Origin of the sequence: Geomonas oryzae (assembly GCF_004117875.1) — a bacterium.
GTDB lineage: Bacteria > Desulfobacterota > Desulfuromonadia > Geobacterales > Geobacteraceae > Geomonas > Geomonas oryzae.
This window is the reverse complement of record NZ_RAHW01000002.1, coordinates 538851-556719: the sequence shown is the minus strand read 5'-3', so window position 1 is coordinate 556719 and position 17869 is coordinate 538851. Positions and strand designations below refer to the sequence as shown.

12 protein-coding genes and 2 riboswitches are annotated in these 17869 nt (G+C 56.9%); of the genes, 8 read left to right on the top strand and 4 right to left on the bottom strand.

The window, feature by feature from the left end; genetic code table 11:
* Entirely contained in the window at positions 1-1335 is a 1335-nt protein-coding gene (locus D6Z24_RS07120) for a phenylacetate--CoA ligase family protein (RefSeq protein ID WP_162605086.1), read from the top strand.
* A 3-nt stretch (positions 1336-1338) separates the two neighbouring features.
* Positions 1339-2358 carry a glycosyltransferase gene (locus D6Z24_RS07115; protein ID WP_129125870.1) on the top strand — a complete coding sequence of 340 codons (1020 nt, stop codon included), beginning with the start codon at positions 1339-1341 and terminating at the stop codon, positions 2356-2358.
* Here the strand turns inward: D6Z24_RS07115 and D6Z24_RS07110 are convergent.
* The 3 genes from D6Z24_RS07110 to D6Z24_RS07100 all read right to left on the bottom strand — a co-directional run bounded on the left by D6Z24_RS07110 (position 2355) and on the right by D6Z24_RS07100 (position 7214).
* Positions 2355-3314 (bottom strand): glycosyltransferase, encoded by a 960-nt coding sequence (locus D6Z24_RS07110; protein ID WP_129125869.1) that lies wholly within the window; start codon positions 3312-3314, stop codon positions 2355-2357. The genes D6Z24_RS07115 and D6Z24_RS07110 overlap by 4 nt on opposite strands.
* A 409-nt stretch (positions 3315-3723) precedes the next feature.
* Positions 3724-5103, bottom strand: a complete 1380-nt coding sequence (locus D6Z24_RS07105) for a hypothetical protein (RefSeq protein ID WP_129125868.1) — start codon at positions 5101-5103, stop codon at positions 3724-3726.
* Between the two features lie 77 nt (positions 5104-5180).
* Entirely contained in the window at positions 5181-7214 is a 2034-nt protein-coding gene (locus tag D6Z24_RS07100) for an Ig-like domain-containing protein (protein ID WP_162605085.1), read from the bottom strand.
* A gap of 564 nt (positions 7215-7778) precedes the next feature.
* Positions 7779-7855, top strand: a riboswitch (cyclic di-GMP riboswitch).
* A gap of 74 nt (positions 7856-7929) precedes the next feature.
* On the opposite strand from D6Z24_RS07100, the gene D6Z24_RS07095 reads away from it, so the two are divergent.
* The 3 genes from D6Z24_RS07095 (at position 7930) to D6Z24_RS07085 (ending at position 10985) form a co-directional block, all read left to right on the top strand.
* Entirely contained in the window at positions 7930-9066 is a 1137-nt protein-coding gene (locus D6Z24_RS07095; protein ID WP_129125867.1) for an Ig-like domain-containing protein, read from the top strand.
* A 133-nt stretch (positions 9067-9199) separates the two neighbouring features.
* Positions 9200-9276, top strand: a riboswitch (cyclic di-GMP riboswitch).
* A gap of 98 nt (positions 9277-9374) precedes the next feature.
* On the top strand, positions 9375-10232 hold the full coding sequence (locus D6Z24_RS07090; protein ID WP_129125866.1) for an Ig-like domain-containing protein: 858 nt from the start codon (positions 9375-9377) through the stop codon (positions 10230-10232).
* Positions 10233-10295: 63 nt separating this feature from the next.
* The gene (locus D6Z24_RS07085) at positions 10296-10985 is read left to right on the top strand and encodes an Ig-like domain-containing protein (RefSeq protein ID WP_162605084.1); all 690 of its coding nucleotides are present in this window, start codon (positions 10296-10298) and stop codon (positions 10983-10985) included.
* Between the two features lie 31 nt (positions 10986-11016).
* On the opposite strand, the gene D6Z24_RS07080 is transcribed toward D6Z24_RS07085, so the two are convergent.
* On the bottom strand, positions 11017-11742 hold the full coding sequence (locus tag D6Z24_RS07080) for a Crp/Fnr family transcriptional regulator (RefSeq protein WP_129125864.1): 726 nt from the start codon (positions 11740-11742) through the stop codon (positions 11017-11019).
* A 150-nt stretch (positions 11743-11892) separates the two neighbouring features.
* On the opposite strand from D6Z24_RS07080, the gene D6Z24_RS07075 reads away from it, so the two are divergent.
* From D6Z24_RS07075 to prsR, 3 genes are read left to right on the top strand one after another with little or no spacing between them, the layout of a single operon-like run.
* Positions 11893-13179, top strand: coding sequence for a nucleotide sugar dehydrogenase (locus tag D6Z24_RS07075; RefSeq protein ID WP_129125863.1), 1287 nt, complete (start codon positions 11893-11895; stop codon positions 13177-13179).
* Between the two features lie 27 nt (positions 13180-13206).
* Positions 13207-15279, top strand: coding sequence for an XrtA/PEP-CTERM system histidine kinase PrsK (prsK, locus tag D6Z24_RS07070; protein ID WP_129125862.1), 2073 nt, complete (start codon positions 13207-13209; stop codon positions 15277-15279).
* 10 nt (positions 15280-15289) lie between these two features.
* Positions 15290-16648: a PEP-CTERM-box response regulator transcription factor gene (gene prsR / locus D6Z24_RS07065; RefSeq protein WP_129125861.1), complete on the top strand. Its 1359-nt coding sequence runs from the start codon at positions 15290-15292 to the stop codon at positions 16646-16648.
* The last annotated feature ends 1221 nt before the right edge of the window (positions 16649-17869 follow it).

The following is a 17869-nucleotide window of genomic DNA, read 5'->3' as shown; positions in this document are numbered from 1 at the left end:
ATGAAAGACATCTTGCTGTCCCAGCCGTTTCTCACCTTGGCAGACATCATTTCACTTCAGCCTATCAGTTCATACCTGCGGTTTTATCAGGAGTGCCAATGGTGGCCCTTGGAAAAGCTGCAAGACCTGCAGAATAATAGGCTGCGCGAATTGCTTCATACAGCCTGTGGAGGTGTTCCCTTCTATAGGGATCTTTATCGTTCTGCAGGCATAAATGCCTCGGAATTACGCTGTGTAGATGACCTTAAGAAATTACCTATCGTAACTAAGTCCTTATTAAAGCGGGCCTATCCGAGCCTCTGCACGCGGCGTACCTTTTGGCCTAGTCGGGAGTATTTCACCAGCGGGTCTTCAGGCGCTCCATTTGCCGCTCGAGTGGATAGCCTCACCATGGGTGAGGCCCGAGCTTTGATGCTGCTACGAGCGCAGTTCTCCGGGTGGACGTTGAAAGATCCGTGCTTGCAAACTGGGATGAGCCTGCAGCGTGGTGGTGTGAAGCGGTTGAAAGACCTGCTGCTAGGGGTTCATTATGTCACGGCTTACGATCTGAGTGACAAGAACCTGGACTCTTACTTGAATATAATTGAACAGCACGGTATCCAGTATGTGATGGGGTATCCCGGCAGCATTTATGCTCTGGCTGATAGAGCTGAGCGAGTAGGCTTTTCCTTAGGCATGAAAGGTATAGTTACTTGGGGTGACAACCTCTATCATAACTATCGCCAGAAAATAGAGGGACAGTTCAGATGCAGGGTTACTGACACGTATGGTTGCGGAGAAGGAATACAGGTTGCTGCTCAGTGTGAGATGGGCGCATACCATATCTTCATGCCTCATGTTGCGGTCGAGATAGTTGACGATGATGGTGTCCCTGTCAAAAGGGGCGAATCGGGCAACGTCCTCTTGACGCGCCTCCGGCCAGGAGCCATGCCATTGATTAGATACAAGATAGGAGACATTGGAAGGTTAGCCGTCGAAACGAAATGCGGATGCGGACGAGGTTTCGATATGTTGACAGCAATCCATGGACGAGATTCTGATTTTATATTCACGCCGGGCGGCAATAAGTTGATTGTTCATTTTTTTACAGGCATTTTCGAATATTATCAAGGCATAGAATATTTTAGGATCATTCAAACTGATCCAGATAAAATTACCGTTGAATTTGTTCCTAATGATTTCTTTGATGATAAAATACTAGCTTCACTTGAAGCTGAAATACACACTAAAGGTGATCCTGCTTTAAGGATAAACTTTAACAAAGTTGACAATATCCCTCTTGATAAAACAGGAAAACGAAAAATAGTGTTGTCTAATTTGATAAACCGGAGTTGAACGATGTCGCATGCGGTATGGATAACATGGGAAAATCAGCGAAGATCACTAGAATTGGCCAAGGCCTTTGCGGCCAAACTCTTTCTGTACAACTCAAGATATCCATTTAGGCTTTTGCGTTACATTGATGCATCTATAGCAACAATAACATTCTTATGGAGGGAACAACCGAGGTTAGTCTTCGGTCAAAATCCCTCAATTGCATTAGCATTACTGCTTGTCATTCTGAAAAAACCCTTCCGCTTTATGGTTGTGATTGATCGACATTCCAACTTTAGATATGGTTCATCCAACGCTTTTGTAGATACGATATTTAACTACATAAGTGACTACACCATCCGAAGGGCTGACGTGACAATAGTTACCAACAGGAACCTCAAGGAATTGATAACTACCAAAGGTGGGTATGGTATGGTGCTTCAGGACAAGATACCCGAATTGTCTTTGTACGAACCGCTTGAGTGGGTGAAGAGCAGAAGCTTGGTCTTCGTGACATCTTTCAGCAAAGACGAGCCATTGGAAGAGATCCTTGAGGTGGCGAAGAAATTGCCCTCCGACATTAATCTGTACATCACTGGCAACTACAGTAAAAGCAGTGTTTACAAGGTCCGAAAAGAGAACCTCTCGAGCAACGTGCATTTCACCGGCTTCCTGCCTGAAAAGGATTATCAGAGCCTGCTGCATTCTGCTGATGCTGTAATAGTATTGACAAAAAGCGAGAATACCCTGACGTGCGGAGCCTACGAGGCCGTTGCTTTGGGAAAAGCCATGATCCTGTCGGACAAAGAAGTACTAAGACTGTATTTTACAAAAGGGGCGGTTTACACAGACAACTCTGTCCAGTCCCTTCACGAGAGCATACTCTTGTGCCTTCAACAAAAGGAGAAGTTAGAAACTGAGGTGTTAGAGTTCAGAGCAAAAATACAGCGTGAGTGGCAGCAGGCATTCGAAATCCTGGGAGATGAAATCAAGATGCGCCTGAAACGCAAAGGCCCTTGTCTACTCGACCGCCGCCTGAACTAAGAGTGGGGCACCTTTGCATGCCTATATTTTTTCAAGAAACGCTTCATGCTTTCTCGGCAAGAAGTCATTACATAATCTACTGACCGTACTGGATCGTAGAAGCATGACATAATAAGGTTTCCTGCTGTTTTAAAACGTTTACCGTTCTTTAGGTCGTGCTCAGCCAGACGGTAATGCAGCACGGCTAGTCTTTTCCTCCGAATGGACCTAGTATAGGGAAACCTCTTCATGGCATCTGTCAAAATGAGAAAACCATCTTCCCATAGCCTTCTTTTATGCGAACTCTGGGTCGAGTGCACTCTATAGGCCATAAGGCGGTCTTCCAAGTAATACAGATTTGTACTCTCTTGAAGGCGCAGCCACATGTCATGGTCGGTCGTCAATATGTGCGCTTTGAAGCATCCAACCTTCATTAGTGCGCTTCTGGTGACCATCACCATGGAGCAGCTCTTGATATAGCAATCCAAAAGCAACCGCTCTGGCAGGTTCGTCTCGATATGCGAGGGCTGTAGAATGGCATATTTTCTATTGCCATGCTCATCGATAACATCACCATTTGTGTAGACCAAATCAACTTCCGGATTTTGCAAGAAGACTTCGACCTGCCTCTTGATCTTGTCTGGGTACCAGAGGTCGTCGTGGTCTAAGAAGGCAACCAAGTCCGACTCCGCCGCCTCTACGCCAAGGTTCATGGTTGCCGCCACCCCCCTGTTACAGTTTCCCTCATGCCAGAGCAATTTGATTTTCCCGCATTCCCTGAATTTCTCCAGTATCCTGCGTGTGTCATCAGATGATCCGTCATCTATTGCTATTATGCAGAGGTTTTCGTAACTCTGCGCTATTATGCTGTTAAGCGTTTCCGCAAGGTAGGAGGCAGAGTTGTAGCACGGGACGATAGCGGTAACGCTTAAACCATAAATAGACTCTCTGAAATCGCTTGATCTTGGCAAAGCCATCTCTCGTTACTCCTGACCTAGCGGCTTTAATTGGTACTGATCAGATAAGGAAACAGCGGCCGCTGGCCCAACTCTTAGTTTTCTGATCCTGATCAACTGCACGTGCGCCAAGCGCGTTCTATCAAGGACAAAGTGCACTTCGTTGTGGAGGGCCGCCGAGGTGAGTAATTGCACTGCCAGTTCCTGTTCATCCAACTCTTGGGATAGGGATGCCAAGGGAGCTTTACTCGTAAAGATAATTTTACGCTGGTTCCCCTCTCCGAGACGGAGAGGGGATTGTGGAGGTCGTAAATGGAGGCGCTCTCAAGTCAGGTAGTCTTTGCACAGACTCGGGCTGTATGCTTGAAATCTCACAGCTGCAGATCCTTGACAGTTATTGAGCCAGTCGACAGGCAAATCGCGCAGCGAGCTAGGGTTTTATCTGAATCAGGTTCTTAGGCGGGGTAACGGCCCCACTTTTCTCGAACTGGATAGCTTTTCCATTGCTTACATATCCATTCTCATCTACCACATAAATATAGGCTGTGGCCAAATCAGGGAAACTTCCCTGATTCACTTTGAACTCTATACCATCGGTGCCCCAAGTGATTGGAACCTGAATTTCTCTATGTGTGCATGCTGAATAAGTCGAAGCATCACCGATCTCTACCCTTGCCCATGAGTTGTCGACGTAGATGTCGCCATACTGTAGATGCGTATTAATCTCATAGCCATAGGGTGCCTTTGTCCAGTAAGCAGTGTCAGTTGGGACTACAGGCTTCGCACTTCCTTGAATCGCTTTGTACCATGTGCTGCCGTAGTTCACAGTGTAATCCTGAGGGTAGCCGTCAACCTTGGTTGCATCAAATGTAGGAGGAGGTGGGACGTTTCCGATGTAGTTATCGATGTTTATACCGTCATAATAGGCTTTACCATTTTTGTTGGTAGCATCGATGACAGTAACTGGGGATACGGAGGAAACTTTGTACTGTGCACCTAAATTTGCCGCTGACATATAGGCCGTTATCGCGCCATCTCCAGCCCCGACGGTACTATCCATCTTGATCTGGATTGCCAGGTTGTACCACCCCGTTTGCCCCATGGGAGCCGGGTTAAAGTAGAGGTTAGTGCCGCCACCTAGGTACAAACGGCGATCCCAATAATTGTTTGGCTGGCTGTTGTTCACAGTGCCGCACTGGAAGTTCTGCACCGCATAGTTGATGGATGGGTAGTTGTCGGCAGTGAAGTTGCCGTCAAGAGGGGACTCCGTCAGAAGGCGCACTGATTTGATCTGCCAGTATGGAGTGCCAGCAGCATCAGCAAACCCTACGGGGCATCCCTTCTCATTTGCATCGAAATAATACCAATAATTCAAATAAACCTTTTTGGTCTTTGCAAAACCGACGTTGTTTCTGAACGCAATCGTAGTGCGGGAAACCGGGTCAGGGGCGGCATTCCCGTAAGACGGGCCGTTAGCCTCAGCCCTTGCAGTTTGGTTGCCGCTATATCTAGGGTTTTGGTTGGTGACATACAACGGATAGTTGCCATCACTCCACCAATTAGTAGCCTGACTCATAGTTTGACCCGGGGTAGCCGTACTGAACGTATCGAATCGTAGCGGTGCGGCCGTCGCCTTGGCACCGAAGGCGCTTCCCGCTATTTTCACACTCGAACCGTTTTTAGCCGTTAGCGGGGCTGAGGTAATGCTCGGTAGCGCTAGGACGGTAGAGCTATAGACAAGCAGTAGACAAAAAGCTGCTGAACTTTGCTGTATTATCTTTTTCGCAGCACCATTGATTGTGGGATTCATATTTCATCTCCTTTGAAACAGATAAAAGGCCTCGAGCAGTTCCTCTATTTCGCCGCATCCGGCCACGGCAGAATGTACTACTTTTTCTTTCCCTTCGCGTTCTGTACCGTGACGTAGGTGTTCGCAGACTGCCCCACGTTGCCTGCTGCGTCGTAAGCCTTCGCTGTCAGAATGTAGCTTCCGTCGGGGTACGCTGTCGTGTTCCAACTGTAGGAGTAGGGCGCCGTGCTGTCGCTACCCATCAGCTTGCCGTTTTGATAGAACTCCATCCTCGTGATGCCCACGTTGTCTTTCCCGCCCCCGCTGATGGTGACCGTGCCGGAGACGATGGAGTTGTTGGCCGGCGAGGTAAGCCACGCCGACGGGGCGATGGTGTCGCTTGCGGCGTTGGAGACGGTGACCGATGCGCTTTGCGACGCCCCCACGTTGCCTGCGGCGTCGTAAGCCTTCGCGGTGATGGTGTAGGTGCCGTTGGCGACCAGAGCGGTGTTCCAGCTTAGGCTGTAGGGGGCGGTGCTGCTCGTGCCGATGAGGGCGTTGTTCTGGTAGAACTCGACCTTGCTCACACCCACGTTGTCCGTCGCACTCGCCGTCAGGGACACGGTGCCGCTCACCGTGGAGCCTCCAGCCGGAGAGGTGAGGGTGACGACGGGTGCGGTGACGTCGTTGGATACGTTGACGGTGACGACTTGCGACAGCCCTACGTTGCCCGCCGAGTCGTACGCCTTTGCGGTCACGTTGTAGACGCCGTTGGCGATGCTCTGCGTGTTCCAGCTGTAGGCGTACGGGGCCATGTTGGTCGCTCCCAGCAGGGCGTTGTTGAGATAGAACTCGACCCTGCTCACCCCGACGTTGTCGGTCGCGTTCGCGGCGATGCTGACCGTGCCGTTCACCGTGATGTTGTTGCCGGGGGAGGTCAGAGAGACGGTGGGGGCCTGCAGGTCGTTCGCCACAGTGACCGTCACGCTCTGCGACTGCCCGACGTTGCCCGCGGCATCGTAGGCCTTCGTGGTCAATGTATAGGTGCCTGGTGTTAGCGCGGTGGTGTCCCAGGAGAAGACGTAGGGGGTTCCCGTGTCGGTCGCCTTCAGCGCCCCGTTCACGTAGAACTCCACCTTGGTCACCCCGACGTTGTCGGTGGCGTCCGCGGTGACGGATACCACTCCCGCGACCGTCGCCGCGTTGGCCGGGTAGGTCACGGCGGTGGTGGGGGGCTGCATCTCCGGTACCGTCACTACGTTGGAATAAGTGCTCTCGGCGCCGGTCGCGTCGTAAGCGGTGACTGCGAAACTGTAGGAGTGGGATGGATCCAGGTTGTTGACAGTCGCGGCGGTCACGTTCTGGACGTCCATCGGGGCACCCTGGAACGGGGTGGCCGTCGAATCGGGCTGGTAATAGACTTTGTAGCCGGTCACGGCTGTATCGGGAGAGGCATCCCACTGCAGCGACACGGTGGAGGCGGAGGCGGTGGCGGTAAGCGCGCCCATGGAGAGGATGGCGGCGAGCACCGAGTTCACGCAGAGCTTTTGCAGCCTTACCGCGTGGTTTATCTGCTGCTTGTGTGCGAAGCCTTCCGATACGAGGACTTCACCGAGTTTACCGCCAGTCTGCTTCTGCCTGGACAGCGCCCGTTCCAGCTGCTCCCTGGTGATCTGCCCGGTGGCGACCAGCAATTCGCCCAAGCGCAGCGGGTTGCTGGCGGGGCTTTCCTGGTTGTGCTGCAATTCCAAAAGCCCCTTCAACTGCATCTGTGTAAGTATGCCGAGGCGGATGAAAACCTCGCCCAGCTTGTCTCCGCTTCTTTGCTGTTCCGCTATCGCCTCGTCGAGCTGTCTTGCCGTGATCTTGCCGGATTGAACCAGGAGCGCACCAAGGAGTTGTCTTTGACCAGCGGCAAGTTTGGCCGCGTCCTCTATGTTCGACAGGTGTTCCTGGATCAGAAGGGGCGCGCTTACGTCGCTGGGACGGAGGACGCCCATGCGCACGAGCACCGCTCCCAGAAGTTCGTGGGTCTTATCTTGCTCTTCCAGCGCCCGGCTGAGGGTGCGCTTCGAGAGGAATTTGCCGTCTACCAGGATCTGCCCTAAGGCTCGTCTGAAAAAGCTCCGCATGATCAGCTCCTTTCTGCGGGAAATTCTGAATCCCAGCAGTGGCTGTGGTCGACACTTGGACAGGATCAACTAGGCAGGTTTGAAGTGCGTCAATCGACTGTGGCTGGTGTCCCTCCCTGCTTGATTACAGTGATTTCAGCGGGACAATTGTGTCTTTGCGCCCTGCGAATGACATAATTCTTGACCTTTAATCCCTATTTGTCAAGGGTTTAGAAAGCGCTGGGGTGCCTTGTGAGAAACGTCAATGCTTCTGCGGAGTCACCAGCCTTTGCTGTGCCAGTGTCATTGACAGTCCGCCTTAAAACGGTCACTCATGTCCCTGCATTTCTCTTTGATCCCGGTACCGGGACCGCAGGGAGGACAGCTTCTGGACGGGCCAAAGTGGAGGATTGCCGGACCGGACACCGCTATAGGGTAGCCCAGATCTTCGGTGGGGCAAGCGGAAGGAATACGGCACGGTCTGTCAATTTTTTAATGACATATTTGCTATAACTGTTGCTGAGTGTGATTTGGATCACAAGAAAAAACACGCAGCTCTGATAAAAGTTGGGCACAACTGAAGGTACACGACAATACTAAACCATCCGCGAGGGTGGGACGGAAAGCCTATTGGGTCTCTCTGAGACAGCCGGGTCGCCGAAATGCCTGCACTACAGGTCGGTGCCCGGTTTTTTTGTGTCTTGAGCACGGGCTCCGCCTCTCGTGGAGGTCTGTGTTGAAAACCAAGCGCGTTCTGCAGCTCCTACTACCCCTGCTTTTGATTCCTGCCGCAGCTTTTCCCTCAACGGTGAACCTTCAGTGGGACCCGTCCACCGATCCTGACCTCGCCGGTTACCGGGTTTACTACCAGGCCAACTCAGCGGCGCTTCCTTTTGCCGGCAGAGGTGCCGTCGAAGGGGCGGCCCCCGTGGACGTCTCCAGCAGCACCACCGCCTCCATAAGCGGCCTCGACCCGGGCAGTTCCTACTATTTCGCGGTCACCGCATACAACTCGAGCGGCGCGGAAAGTGCGTACTCCAACGTGGTCCAGGTAAAAGAGATGGTCCCTCCCGTGGTGGATATCGCCGTCTCTTCCGCAACGACCACCCTGAGCGGTACGGTTTCCGTAGGCGTCGACGCTCACGACAACGTCGGCGTCACGAAGGTGGAACTCTACGTGGACAACACGCTGCTGGGAACCGGGAGCACGGCTCCTTGTGCGTTCAACTGGCAGACCGCCTCCATGCCCCCGGGGCAGTACACCCTCTCGGCCAAGGCCTACGATGCCGCCGGCAACGTAGGGACCACGGAAAAGGTCGTCTACGTCGCGGGTGATACGTCGGTCCCGACGGTCACCATTTCGGCTCCCGCCAACAGCAAGCAAGTAAGCGGCACCGTCACCGTGACGGCCGGCGCCACCGACAACATCGGCGTCACATCTTTCGCACTTTACGACAACTCGAGCCTCATATACGCGGCGAACCAGGGCGCCATAAGCTACAACTGGAACACGGTAGCCGCCGGCAACGGGAGTCACACCCTGGTTGCCATTGCCTCCGATGCCGCAGGAAACGCGGGCTCCTCCAGCGTGACCGTAAACGTCGCCAACGATGTCGTTGCTCCGACCGTCAATCTGGTCCTGCCTTCCTCTCCGTATCTCAAGAGCTCCAGTTTGAAGGTCGCTGCGTCGGCCCAGGACAACGTGGCCGTGGTCCGGATGGAGGTCTACCTGGACGGGGTGCTGCTGTTGGGGACCAACTCCGGTTCCATAAGCGCCACGACAAAGGTGGGCGGCGGATCCCATACCGTCACGGTCGCTGCCTATGATGCCGCCGGAAACAAGGGGGTCAAGGCGATGAGCGTGTCGCGTTAGTGCCGGCGAGGCTGCGCCGCTAAGGGCGCGGTTTTCAGCCACTTTCTTCAAAAAGCTGTTGCTTTTCTCTTATGAATCACATACTATCCGCACCCGATGGTGGGTTTCCCATCCAGCTAAAATGAATACAGGTACACGATAATACTAAACCATCCGCAAGGGTGGGACGGAAAGCCTACTGGGTCTCTCTGAGACAGCCGGGTCGCCGAAATGCCAAGTACTGGTGTCGCGGTCCCGGCTTTTTTCATTTCCCCTATCACTCCCTTCCGAAAAAGGCGTACGGCCGAGGCCTGTCATTGGGAGTGAGCATGCTATCAAATGGAAAAGCCAGCACCTTTTCCGCCCTTTCCGCCTTGTTGTCTGTTGCAATTCTACTCATCGTCGCCCCTGCCACCTCTCTTGCCACTAGTGTCTCGCTAGCCTGGGACCCAAGCCCCGACCCCGACCTCGCGGGTTACCGCATCTATTACCAGGCGAACTCCGGCGCCGTCCCGTTTCAGGGGACCGGAGCCGTCGAGGGTAACGCCCCTGTCGACGGAAGAAACAGCACCACTGCGACGATAAGCGGGCTGGATCCGGCCAACTCCTATTATTTCGCGGTAACCGCCTACAACTCTTCCGGAGCCGAGAGCGTCTACTCCAACATCGTCTCTGTGCCGGAGACGCTCCCCCCGACCGTCAACATAACCTCCCCGGCCGATAACGATGCGGTCTCCGGGACGGTGACCGTCACCGCTTCGGCCACCGACAACGCCGGCATCGCAAGGGTGCAGTTCCTGGTGAACGGGGTGCCGGTCTTCGAAACGGCCAAGGCCCCCTACAGCTTCACCTGGGACGTCGCCTCCCTGGCCAAGGGAATCTACGAGCTTACCGTCAGGGCCGTCGATGTCTCCGGCAACGAGGCGTTATCGAAAGCGGTCACCGTTTCGGTCTACAACGCAGCGCAGGCAAGCGTCCCGACCCCGCCGGCAACGGTCTCGGCACCCCTCACCATTGCGGACGCCCAGCTCGCGCTGCAGATCGCCACCAGCCAGGTCGCCCCGGGGAGCGAGGAGCTTTTGCGCCTGGACCTTGCCCCCTACGTGAACGGCGTGTCGCAGCCCAACGGCAGGATCGATACCGGCGATATCGTGGTGATCCTCTCGCTGCTTACGGGGAGGATCTAGATGGGGGACACTGGATTATGGAGGGAAACGATGCGGTTAGTTAAGCGGGCTTGGGTAGCCCTTATGGTGATGACTCTGGCTGCCTGCGGTGGCGGGGGAGGAGGAGGGAGTGCGGTAGGGGGAGCCGATTCGGGCGCTCAGGACCGCACCGCTCCAAGTGTTGCGCTCACCGTTCCGGCGGAGGGGACCGTGGTGCACGGCGTCACCCTCATAAAGGCCGCGGCCTCCGACGATGTGGGGGTTGCGCGGGTGGAGTTCTACCTGGACGGGGCGCTGCAGGGAAGCACCACCACTGCCCCATACTCCTTTTCCTGGGATCCGTCGGGAGTCGCCAAGGGGAGCTACAACTGGACCGCAAAGGCCTACGACGCCGCCGGCAACGTGCAGACCTCCGCCGAGGTCGCGGTAACCGTGCCGATCTACGCGGCGATGAGCACCGCGCTAAGCGGCAGCACGGCGGTGGGGACGGTGTTTCTTGCCGGGCTCCCGGCGGCGGCTCCATACGGGGTGAATCTCTTGGTGAGCATGCCGGCGGGGGCGACTCTTGCCGGTGCCGTCACTTCAGGACCCTACGCGGCGAGCGGTATCGCCGGCACCTCCGGCAGCAATGCCGTCATACTCGCCAGCAGCTCCCTTGCCTCCGGCGAGATCCTGAAGCTTTCCTTCACCAATATTCCTGCCGGAGCGGTGTCGGGGGATTTCGCCGTCGCCGTGTCGGCGGTCTTTGACGGCGGGGGGACCCAGATCCAGTAAGGTTTGGGGAGTTTAAGTGGGGCAGGGGGCGCTAGTGCCTCTTGTGGTTCTGTCTCGCGTCGAAGAAACCCTTGTTCAAGAGGATCGCCTTGCCGTCCAGGATGCTGATCGCATGAGACTTCTCCAGGCTGCGCAAAACCCGGCTCATGGTCTCGCGGGTCACCGAGGCGTAGCTCGCCATCTGCTGGTGCGTCATCTTCACGTCGATGATGACGCCGCGGTCGTCGCGCACGCCGTAAAGCTCCCCCAACCGGTCCAGCAGGGATAGCACCCGGTCCTGTGCGTTCTCGGCGTTGAAACTCAGGATCTTGATCATCTCCCACGACTCGCGCAGCCGGCTGCACAGAAGCTCGATGATCTTTTTGCGGACCTCGTCGTTACGCAGCAGGTGCTCCTCGAAGTCGGCCTTGTGCAAAAGCCCGATCACCGAGTCCTCGTGCGCGATGATGGTCGCCGGCGAGGTCTTGTTGTCCAGAAGCGACATCTCCCCGAAGAAGTCGTTTTTCTTGTGGATGGTGATGATCTGCTCTTTCCCCTCGTCGTTCATCTTCACTACCCGCACCTTGCCCGAGTAGATCAGGTACATGTAGTTCGAGGTGTCCTCCTCGTAGAGCACTATCTGTTCCTTCTCGTAGTTCTTTTTCCTGAACAGTTTCTCGACCTGTTCCACCTGTTCAGGGGTGAGAGAGGAGAAGAAGGGGATGCTGCTGATAACGCAGGAATCCTGTTTCTGTCTTTGTGACGCCGGTCCTGTCATTTAACCGCCTCCAGCTTGCAATTTACCCCAGCTAATCGGTGATTTATCACAAACAATTAGCACTTGTCAATTTGTGCCTGAGGCTGTATAGGTATAGCTGTGTTCAGTGCGGCTCTGTGAATGCCGCTATATCTTTACCTGGAGGATGTCTTGACGGTAGAACGTATTATTTCGGTGGTGGGCTTGGGCTATGTCGGCCTGCCCGTCGCAGTGGCTTTCGGGAAGTGCCGTACCACCATAGGTTTCGATATAAACCGCAACAGGATCATGGAACTGCGCGAGGGACGCGACCACACCGGCGAGGTGGAGGCCGCGGACCTGGCCGAAGCAGACATACTCTTCACCGACCGCGTCGAAGACCTCAAAAAGGCGGACTTCCACATCGTCGCGGTCCCCACCCCCATCGACGAGGCCAACCAGCCTGATCTCACCCTCATGTACCGCGCGAGCGAAACGGTAGGCCGTGCCCTGAAAAAGGGTGACATCGTGGTGTACGAGTCGACGGTGTATCCCGGCGTAACCGAAGAGGAGTGCCTCCCGATCCTCGAGCGTGTCTCGGGGCTCAGGGGAGGGGTTGACTTCAAGGTCGGCTACAGCCCGGAGCGGATCAACCCGGGGGACCGGGAGCACACCTTCACCAAGATCAAGAAGGTCGTCTCCGGGCAGGACGCCGAGACCCTGGAGGTCGTGGCGCAGGTGTACGGCTCCGTGGTGACTGCGGGCGTCTTTCGCGCCTCCTCGATCAAGGTGGCCGAGGCGGCGAAGGTGATCGAGAACACGCAGCGCGACTTGAACATCGCCCTCATGAACGAGCTCGCCCTCATCTTCGACCGGATGGGAATCGATACGGGCGACGTGCTTGCCGCGGCCGGTAGCAAGTGGAACTTCCTGAACTTCCGCCCCGGTCTCGTCGGCGGGCACTGCATCGGGGTGGACCCCTACTACCTGACCCACAAGGCTGAGAAGAACGGCTACATCCCGCAGGTGATCTTGGCTGGGCGGCGCATCAACGACGGCATGGGGAAATTCGTGGCGCAACGCGCGGTGAAGGAGATCATCAGGGCGGGTCACCAAGTGCTCGGCTCCTGCGTCACCGTGCTCGGGCTCACCTTCAAGGAAAACTGCCCGGATCTCAGGAACTCGAAGGTCATCGACATCGTTAAGGAGTTCGAGGACTACGGCGTCGAGGTACAGGTGTGCGACCCGATGGCGGACCCCGAAGAGGCGCAGCACGAGTACGGCGTCCGGATCCTGCCGATGTCGCAGCTAAAGCCTGCGGTCGCGGTGGTGGCGGCCGTGGCACACCGCGAATACCAGGAACTCACCCCCGCCGATCTTGCGCGGCTCATGGGGGCAAACCCGGTGCTCATCGACGTGAAGGGGCTCTTCGACAGGGAGCTCATGAACGGGGCCGGGATACGGGTCTGGAAGTTGTAACAGGGGACGGCCGGCCGAGGGGATGCCATGGCGCTTTCGCTGATCGCGGTTTTGTTGCTGCTTGTTACCGTACTGCGCATCGTGCAGTTGGAGAAGCGAAGCGCCGCCCGCAGTTTTCTGGCCTTCCCCGTCCTCGCCCTGGCGGTCCTCGAGCTTACCGACCTGTTCGCCCTCGAATCGTTTTGGCCCGCGACGGACTGGAAAAGGACGGGGCTATTCGTGGAGGCGCTGCTGCCTCCCTTGTGGCTCCTTCTGAGTCTCACTTATGCGCGTGAGCTCCCGGAGCGCGGGCTCGCCGTCCGGACGCGGGCCCTCCTCGTCTGCGGCTGTCTGCTCCCGTTGGTGCCGGCTTTTCTCCCCGTCGCCTCCTTTTACTACGCCCCGGATTTCCCGGTGGAGCCGCTGCTTTTTCTGGCCGACGCGGGTTTCTACTTCTACATCGCCATCCTTTTACTGCTCGTGATGGCGCTCACCAACTTCGAGTCGACCCTGGTGCACGCCTCGTCCGAGGCCCTGTGGCGCGTGAAGCTCGACATCGTCGCGCTCTTCGCGATGCTATCCGTGCTCGTGTTCTACTACTCGAACGCGCTCTTGTACCGCTCCATCAACATGGAGCTCGTCCCGCTGCGCTCTTTTGTTTTCATCGTCGCCTCCCTCATGATGCTCTACGCCCGCACCCACTGGCGCGGCAGCGCCCGGGTGAAGGTTTCCCAGGCGGTATTGTTTAAATCGGTCGTCATCTCGGTGATCGCCGTCTATCTCATCCTGCTGGGGCTTCTGGGGGAAGGGATGAGGTACTTCGGGCCGCAGTTCCCCCGGGTGCTCACCCTGGCCCTTTGCTTCGCAGGCGGCATCCTTTTGCTGCTGCTCCTTCTCTCCGAGCGCGCCAACCGAGAGTTCAAGGTCTTCCTGCACAAGCATTTCTACCAGAGCAAGTACGACTACCGCTCGCAGTGGCTGGGGCTTACCCAGAGGCTCGCCACCTTCGACAGCGCCGACGAACTGGTGCACCGGGTGCTCCAGGCCTACTGCGAGATCTTCGGCGTGCGCGGCGCGGCCCTTTACCAGCACCAGAAGGGGGTCGGCTGGTACTGCGTCGGCGGCCTTCTGGAATTGGAGCCGATGGCCGAGACCATCGAGGACGACAGCCCCATCCTCGCCTCGTTGCGCGAGAAACAGTGGGTCTTCAGCTCCTCCGATGCGAATCCGGACCTGAGCGAGGCCGACCGCGCCATGCTTGCTCGCTACGGCATCTCCTTCGTGATCCCCCTTTCTGAAGGGGAGGCCCTCTCCGGCTTCATCGTGCTGGGTGCGCAGGTCGTCCCGGACGAGCAGTACCGCTACGAGGACTTCGACCTGATGAAGACCATCGCACGTCAGGTCTCGGTCGCCATGCAGCACCAGCGTCTCTCCGAGCAGCTCACCCAGGCGAAGGCGATGGAGGCGGTCGGAAGCCTCGCCACCTTCGTGGCGCACGACCTGAAAAACCTCGCAGCCACCATTTCGCTAGTCCTGCAAAACGCGGGTGAACACATCGACAACCCCGAATTCCAGAAGGACATGCTGAACAGCCTCGGCAACACCACCAAGAAGATGCAGGGGCTCATCGGCCGTCTGCGTAACCTGGGGGAAAGCGAGCTTTTGCAGAGGCGTCCCGTAGAGATCCTGTCGCTCGCCCGGCGCTGCGCCGAGATGGTGCCGGGAAGGACGATAGATGTCACCGGGAGCTGCCAGATGGTCCTTGGCGATGCGGAGGAGTTGCAGAAGGTGCTTTTGAACCTGTTTTTGAACGCGGTGGAGGCCTCCGCGCCGGAGACCCCCATAACCGCCGAGGTAGGGTGCAACGCCTCCCCCTTCATCAGGGTGACCGACCGCGGCTGCGGCATGTCGCCGCGCTTCATCAGAAACGATTTGTTCGTCCCATTCCGCACCTCGAAACGGACCGGTTTGGGAATCGGGCTTTACCAGTCGCGGCAAATAGTCGCGGCGCATGGCGGCAGGATCGAGGTTGCAAGCGTCGAGGGGGAAGGGACGGTGTTCACCGTGCACCTTCCGGTCGCGCAGGCCGAACCGGCAAGAGGGTGCAGCGCCGCCGCATAGAGGAGGAGTTGTGAAAAAGCTTCTTATTGTCGATGACAACGAGGATATCAGGCAGCAGCTCAAGTGGGGGCTGACCCAGGAGTACCAGGTGCTGCTCGCCGGAGATGCGCACGAGGCGCTCTCCCTTTTCCGGAACGAACACCCTGCCGTCGTGATCCTCGACCTCGGGCTGCCGCCGTACCCGGACAGCTCGGTAGAGGGGTTTCGCTGCCTGGACGAGATGCTGGGGCTGAACCCGGTGACCAAGGTGATCATGCTAACGGGAAACAACGAGCGTGAGAACGCGCTGAAGGCGATGCGCATGGGGGCTTTCGACTTCTACGCCAAGCCCCCCGTGCTCACCGAACTTAAGGTGATGATCGGACGCGCCTTCCATATCGCCACCCTGGAGGAGCAAAACAGCTCCATCTCCTCCGGCGCCGAGCCGGAGGAACAGTGGGGGATGGTCGGGCGATGCGCGGAGATGCAGGCGGTCTACACCACCATCAGGAAAGTTGCCCCCTCAAACGCACCGATCCTCATCACCGGCGAGAGCGGTACCGGCAAGGAACTGGTCGCCGCGGCGATCCACGAGGCGAGCCAGCGCCGCAAGGGGCCGCTTGTGGCGATCAACTGCGGCGCCATTCCCGAAAACCTCCTGGAGAGCGAACTCTTCGGGCATGAGAAGGGGGCCTTCACCGGTGCCCACACAGCGGTGCGCGGGAAGCTGCAGTTCGCGCACAAGGGGACCCTGTTCCTTGACGAAATCGGGGAGTTGCCGGTGAACCTGCAGGTGAAGCTTCTGCGCTTTCTCCAGGAGGGACTGATCCAGCGTGTCGGGGGGAGGGAGGAGATCCCGGTCGATGCCCGCACCACCTGCGCGACCAACATCGACATCCAGAAAGCGATAGAGGAGGGGCGCTTCCGCGAGGACCTCTACTACCGGATCGGGGTGGTGACCATCAAGCTTCCCCCCTTGAGGGAGCGCGGTGACGACGTGCTGCTGCTTGCCGACAACTTCCTGCGTCTTTACTGCAAGGAGAACAAGAAGAAGGTGCGTCTCTCCCCGGCCGCCATCGCGTTTTTGAAGCGGCACGACTGGCCGGGCAACGTACGCGAGCTGAAGAACAGGATCCAGCGCGCCGTGATCATGTGCGACGGCACCAGCATAGGTCCCCTCGATCTAGGCTGTGATTTCGAGCCCCCCCCGGTGCCGGTGCCCGCAAACGACGGGTTGTCACTTCGCGAGGCGCGCGAGCGGATGGAGCGCGAGATGATCCTGAACGCCATCGAACGCCAGTCGGGGAACATACTGAAGGCCGCGGAAGAACTGGGCGTCAGCCGTCCTACGCTCTACGACCTGATGAAAAAGCTATCCATACATCAATAAACACGTTCTGCGTTCTGTGTTCCAGGTTCTACGTTGAAAGGCGGAGCCAGTCCACTCTTCTGAGCCAAAATGAAAGGGCCGGCGTTTCGCGCTGGCCCTTTCTTGTTCGGATCGAAGTTATTAAGTTACAGCCCCGGCGGGGCAGGGGGCGGGGTCCAGGCTACGGGTCCCCTCGTGATCACTGAACCCATGGGGCGCGCCTCGCATGACTGACAACTGATAGTCCCGCTGCCGAAACAGGCAGTGCAATCAGATTCCCATATGTCGAGGACCGCGACATAGTACCTGTTTCCGGTGCCACCGCACTCGGGGCAGGTGACGGTCCTTTTACCTTTGCAGTCCATGCAGATTCCCATTATTTACTCCTTCCGTGCCGTGGCACGTGTGACTCGTTGCGCAGGAGTAGTGCAGTATAAAGTATGAATGGGTGGTGTCAATTAAAATTAATAAATTTTTAAATTCCTTTGAGCCGCTGCACCTCTGTTAAGGCGAAGGGGCATGGCACATCGCGCGATAGGTAGTGGCACATCGTCCGATAGGTCATGGCACATCGTGCGATAGGTAGTGGCACATCGTCCGATAGGTCATGGCACATCGTTCGATAGGTCGTGGCACATCGTCCGATAGGTCGTGGCACATCGTCCGATAGGTAGTGGCACATCGTCCGATAGGTAGTGGCACATCGTCCGATAGGTAGTGGCACATCGTCCGATAGGTCGTGGCACATCGTCCGATAGGTCGTGGCACATCGTCCGATAGGTCGTGGCACATCGTCCGATAGGTAGTGGCATATCGTCCGATAGGTAGTGGCACATCGCGCGATAGGTCATGACACATCGTGCGATAGGTCATGACACATCGTGCGATACGTTGCTCCGTTAAGGCCAAAGGTCATGCTACATCGCACGATGTGGAGCTCCATCCAAGCTGAATGACATTCTGCATCGACCATACGGACCTCGGCTCGTGGCAGCGGTGATCTGCTTTGGGGAGAGTGGAGGTTACAGATTGCTTTCCCGGGACCAGCAGCGCCGCGGCGTTGCGTGTGATCTCCCCGAGGAGACTCTGCTTCTGCGCCTCGATGTGTACGACGCCGCGCAGGGGAACCATCCAGACGTACCCTGAACACCATGGTCTGCGGGATTTGCGCACCGCGTGCATCGGGGGGGGCGGATGGATATCCTGTGGGGGTACAATGGTGAGAGCTCGCGGCCTTCAGGA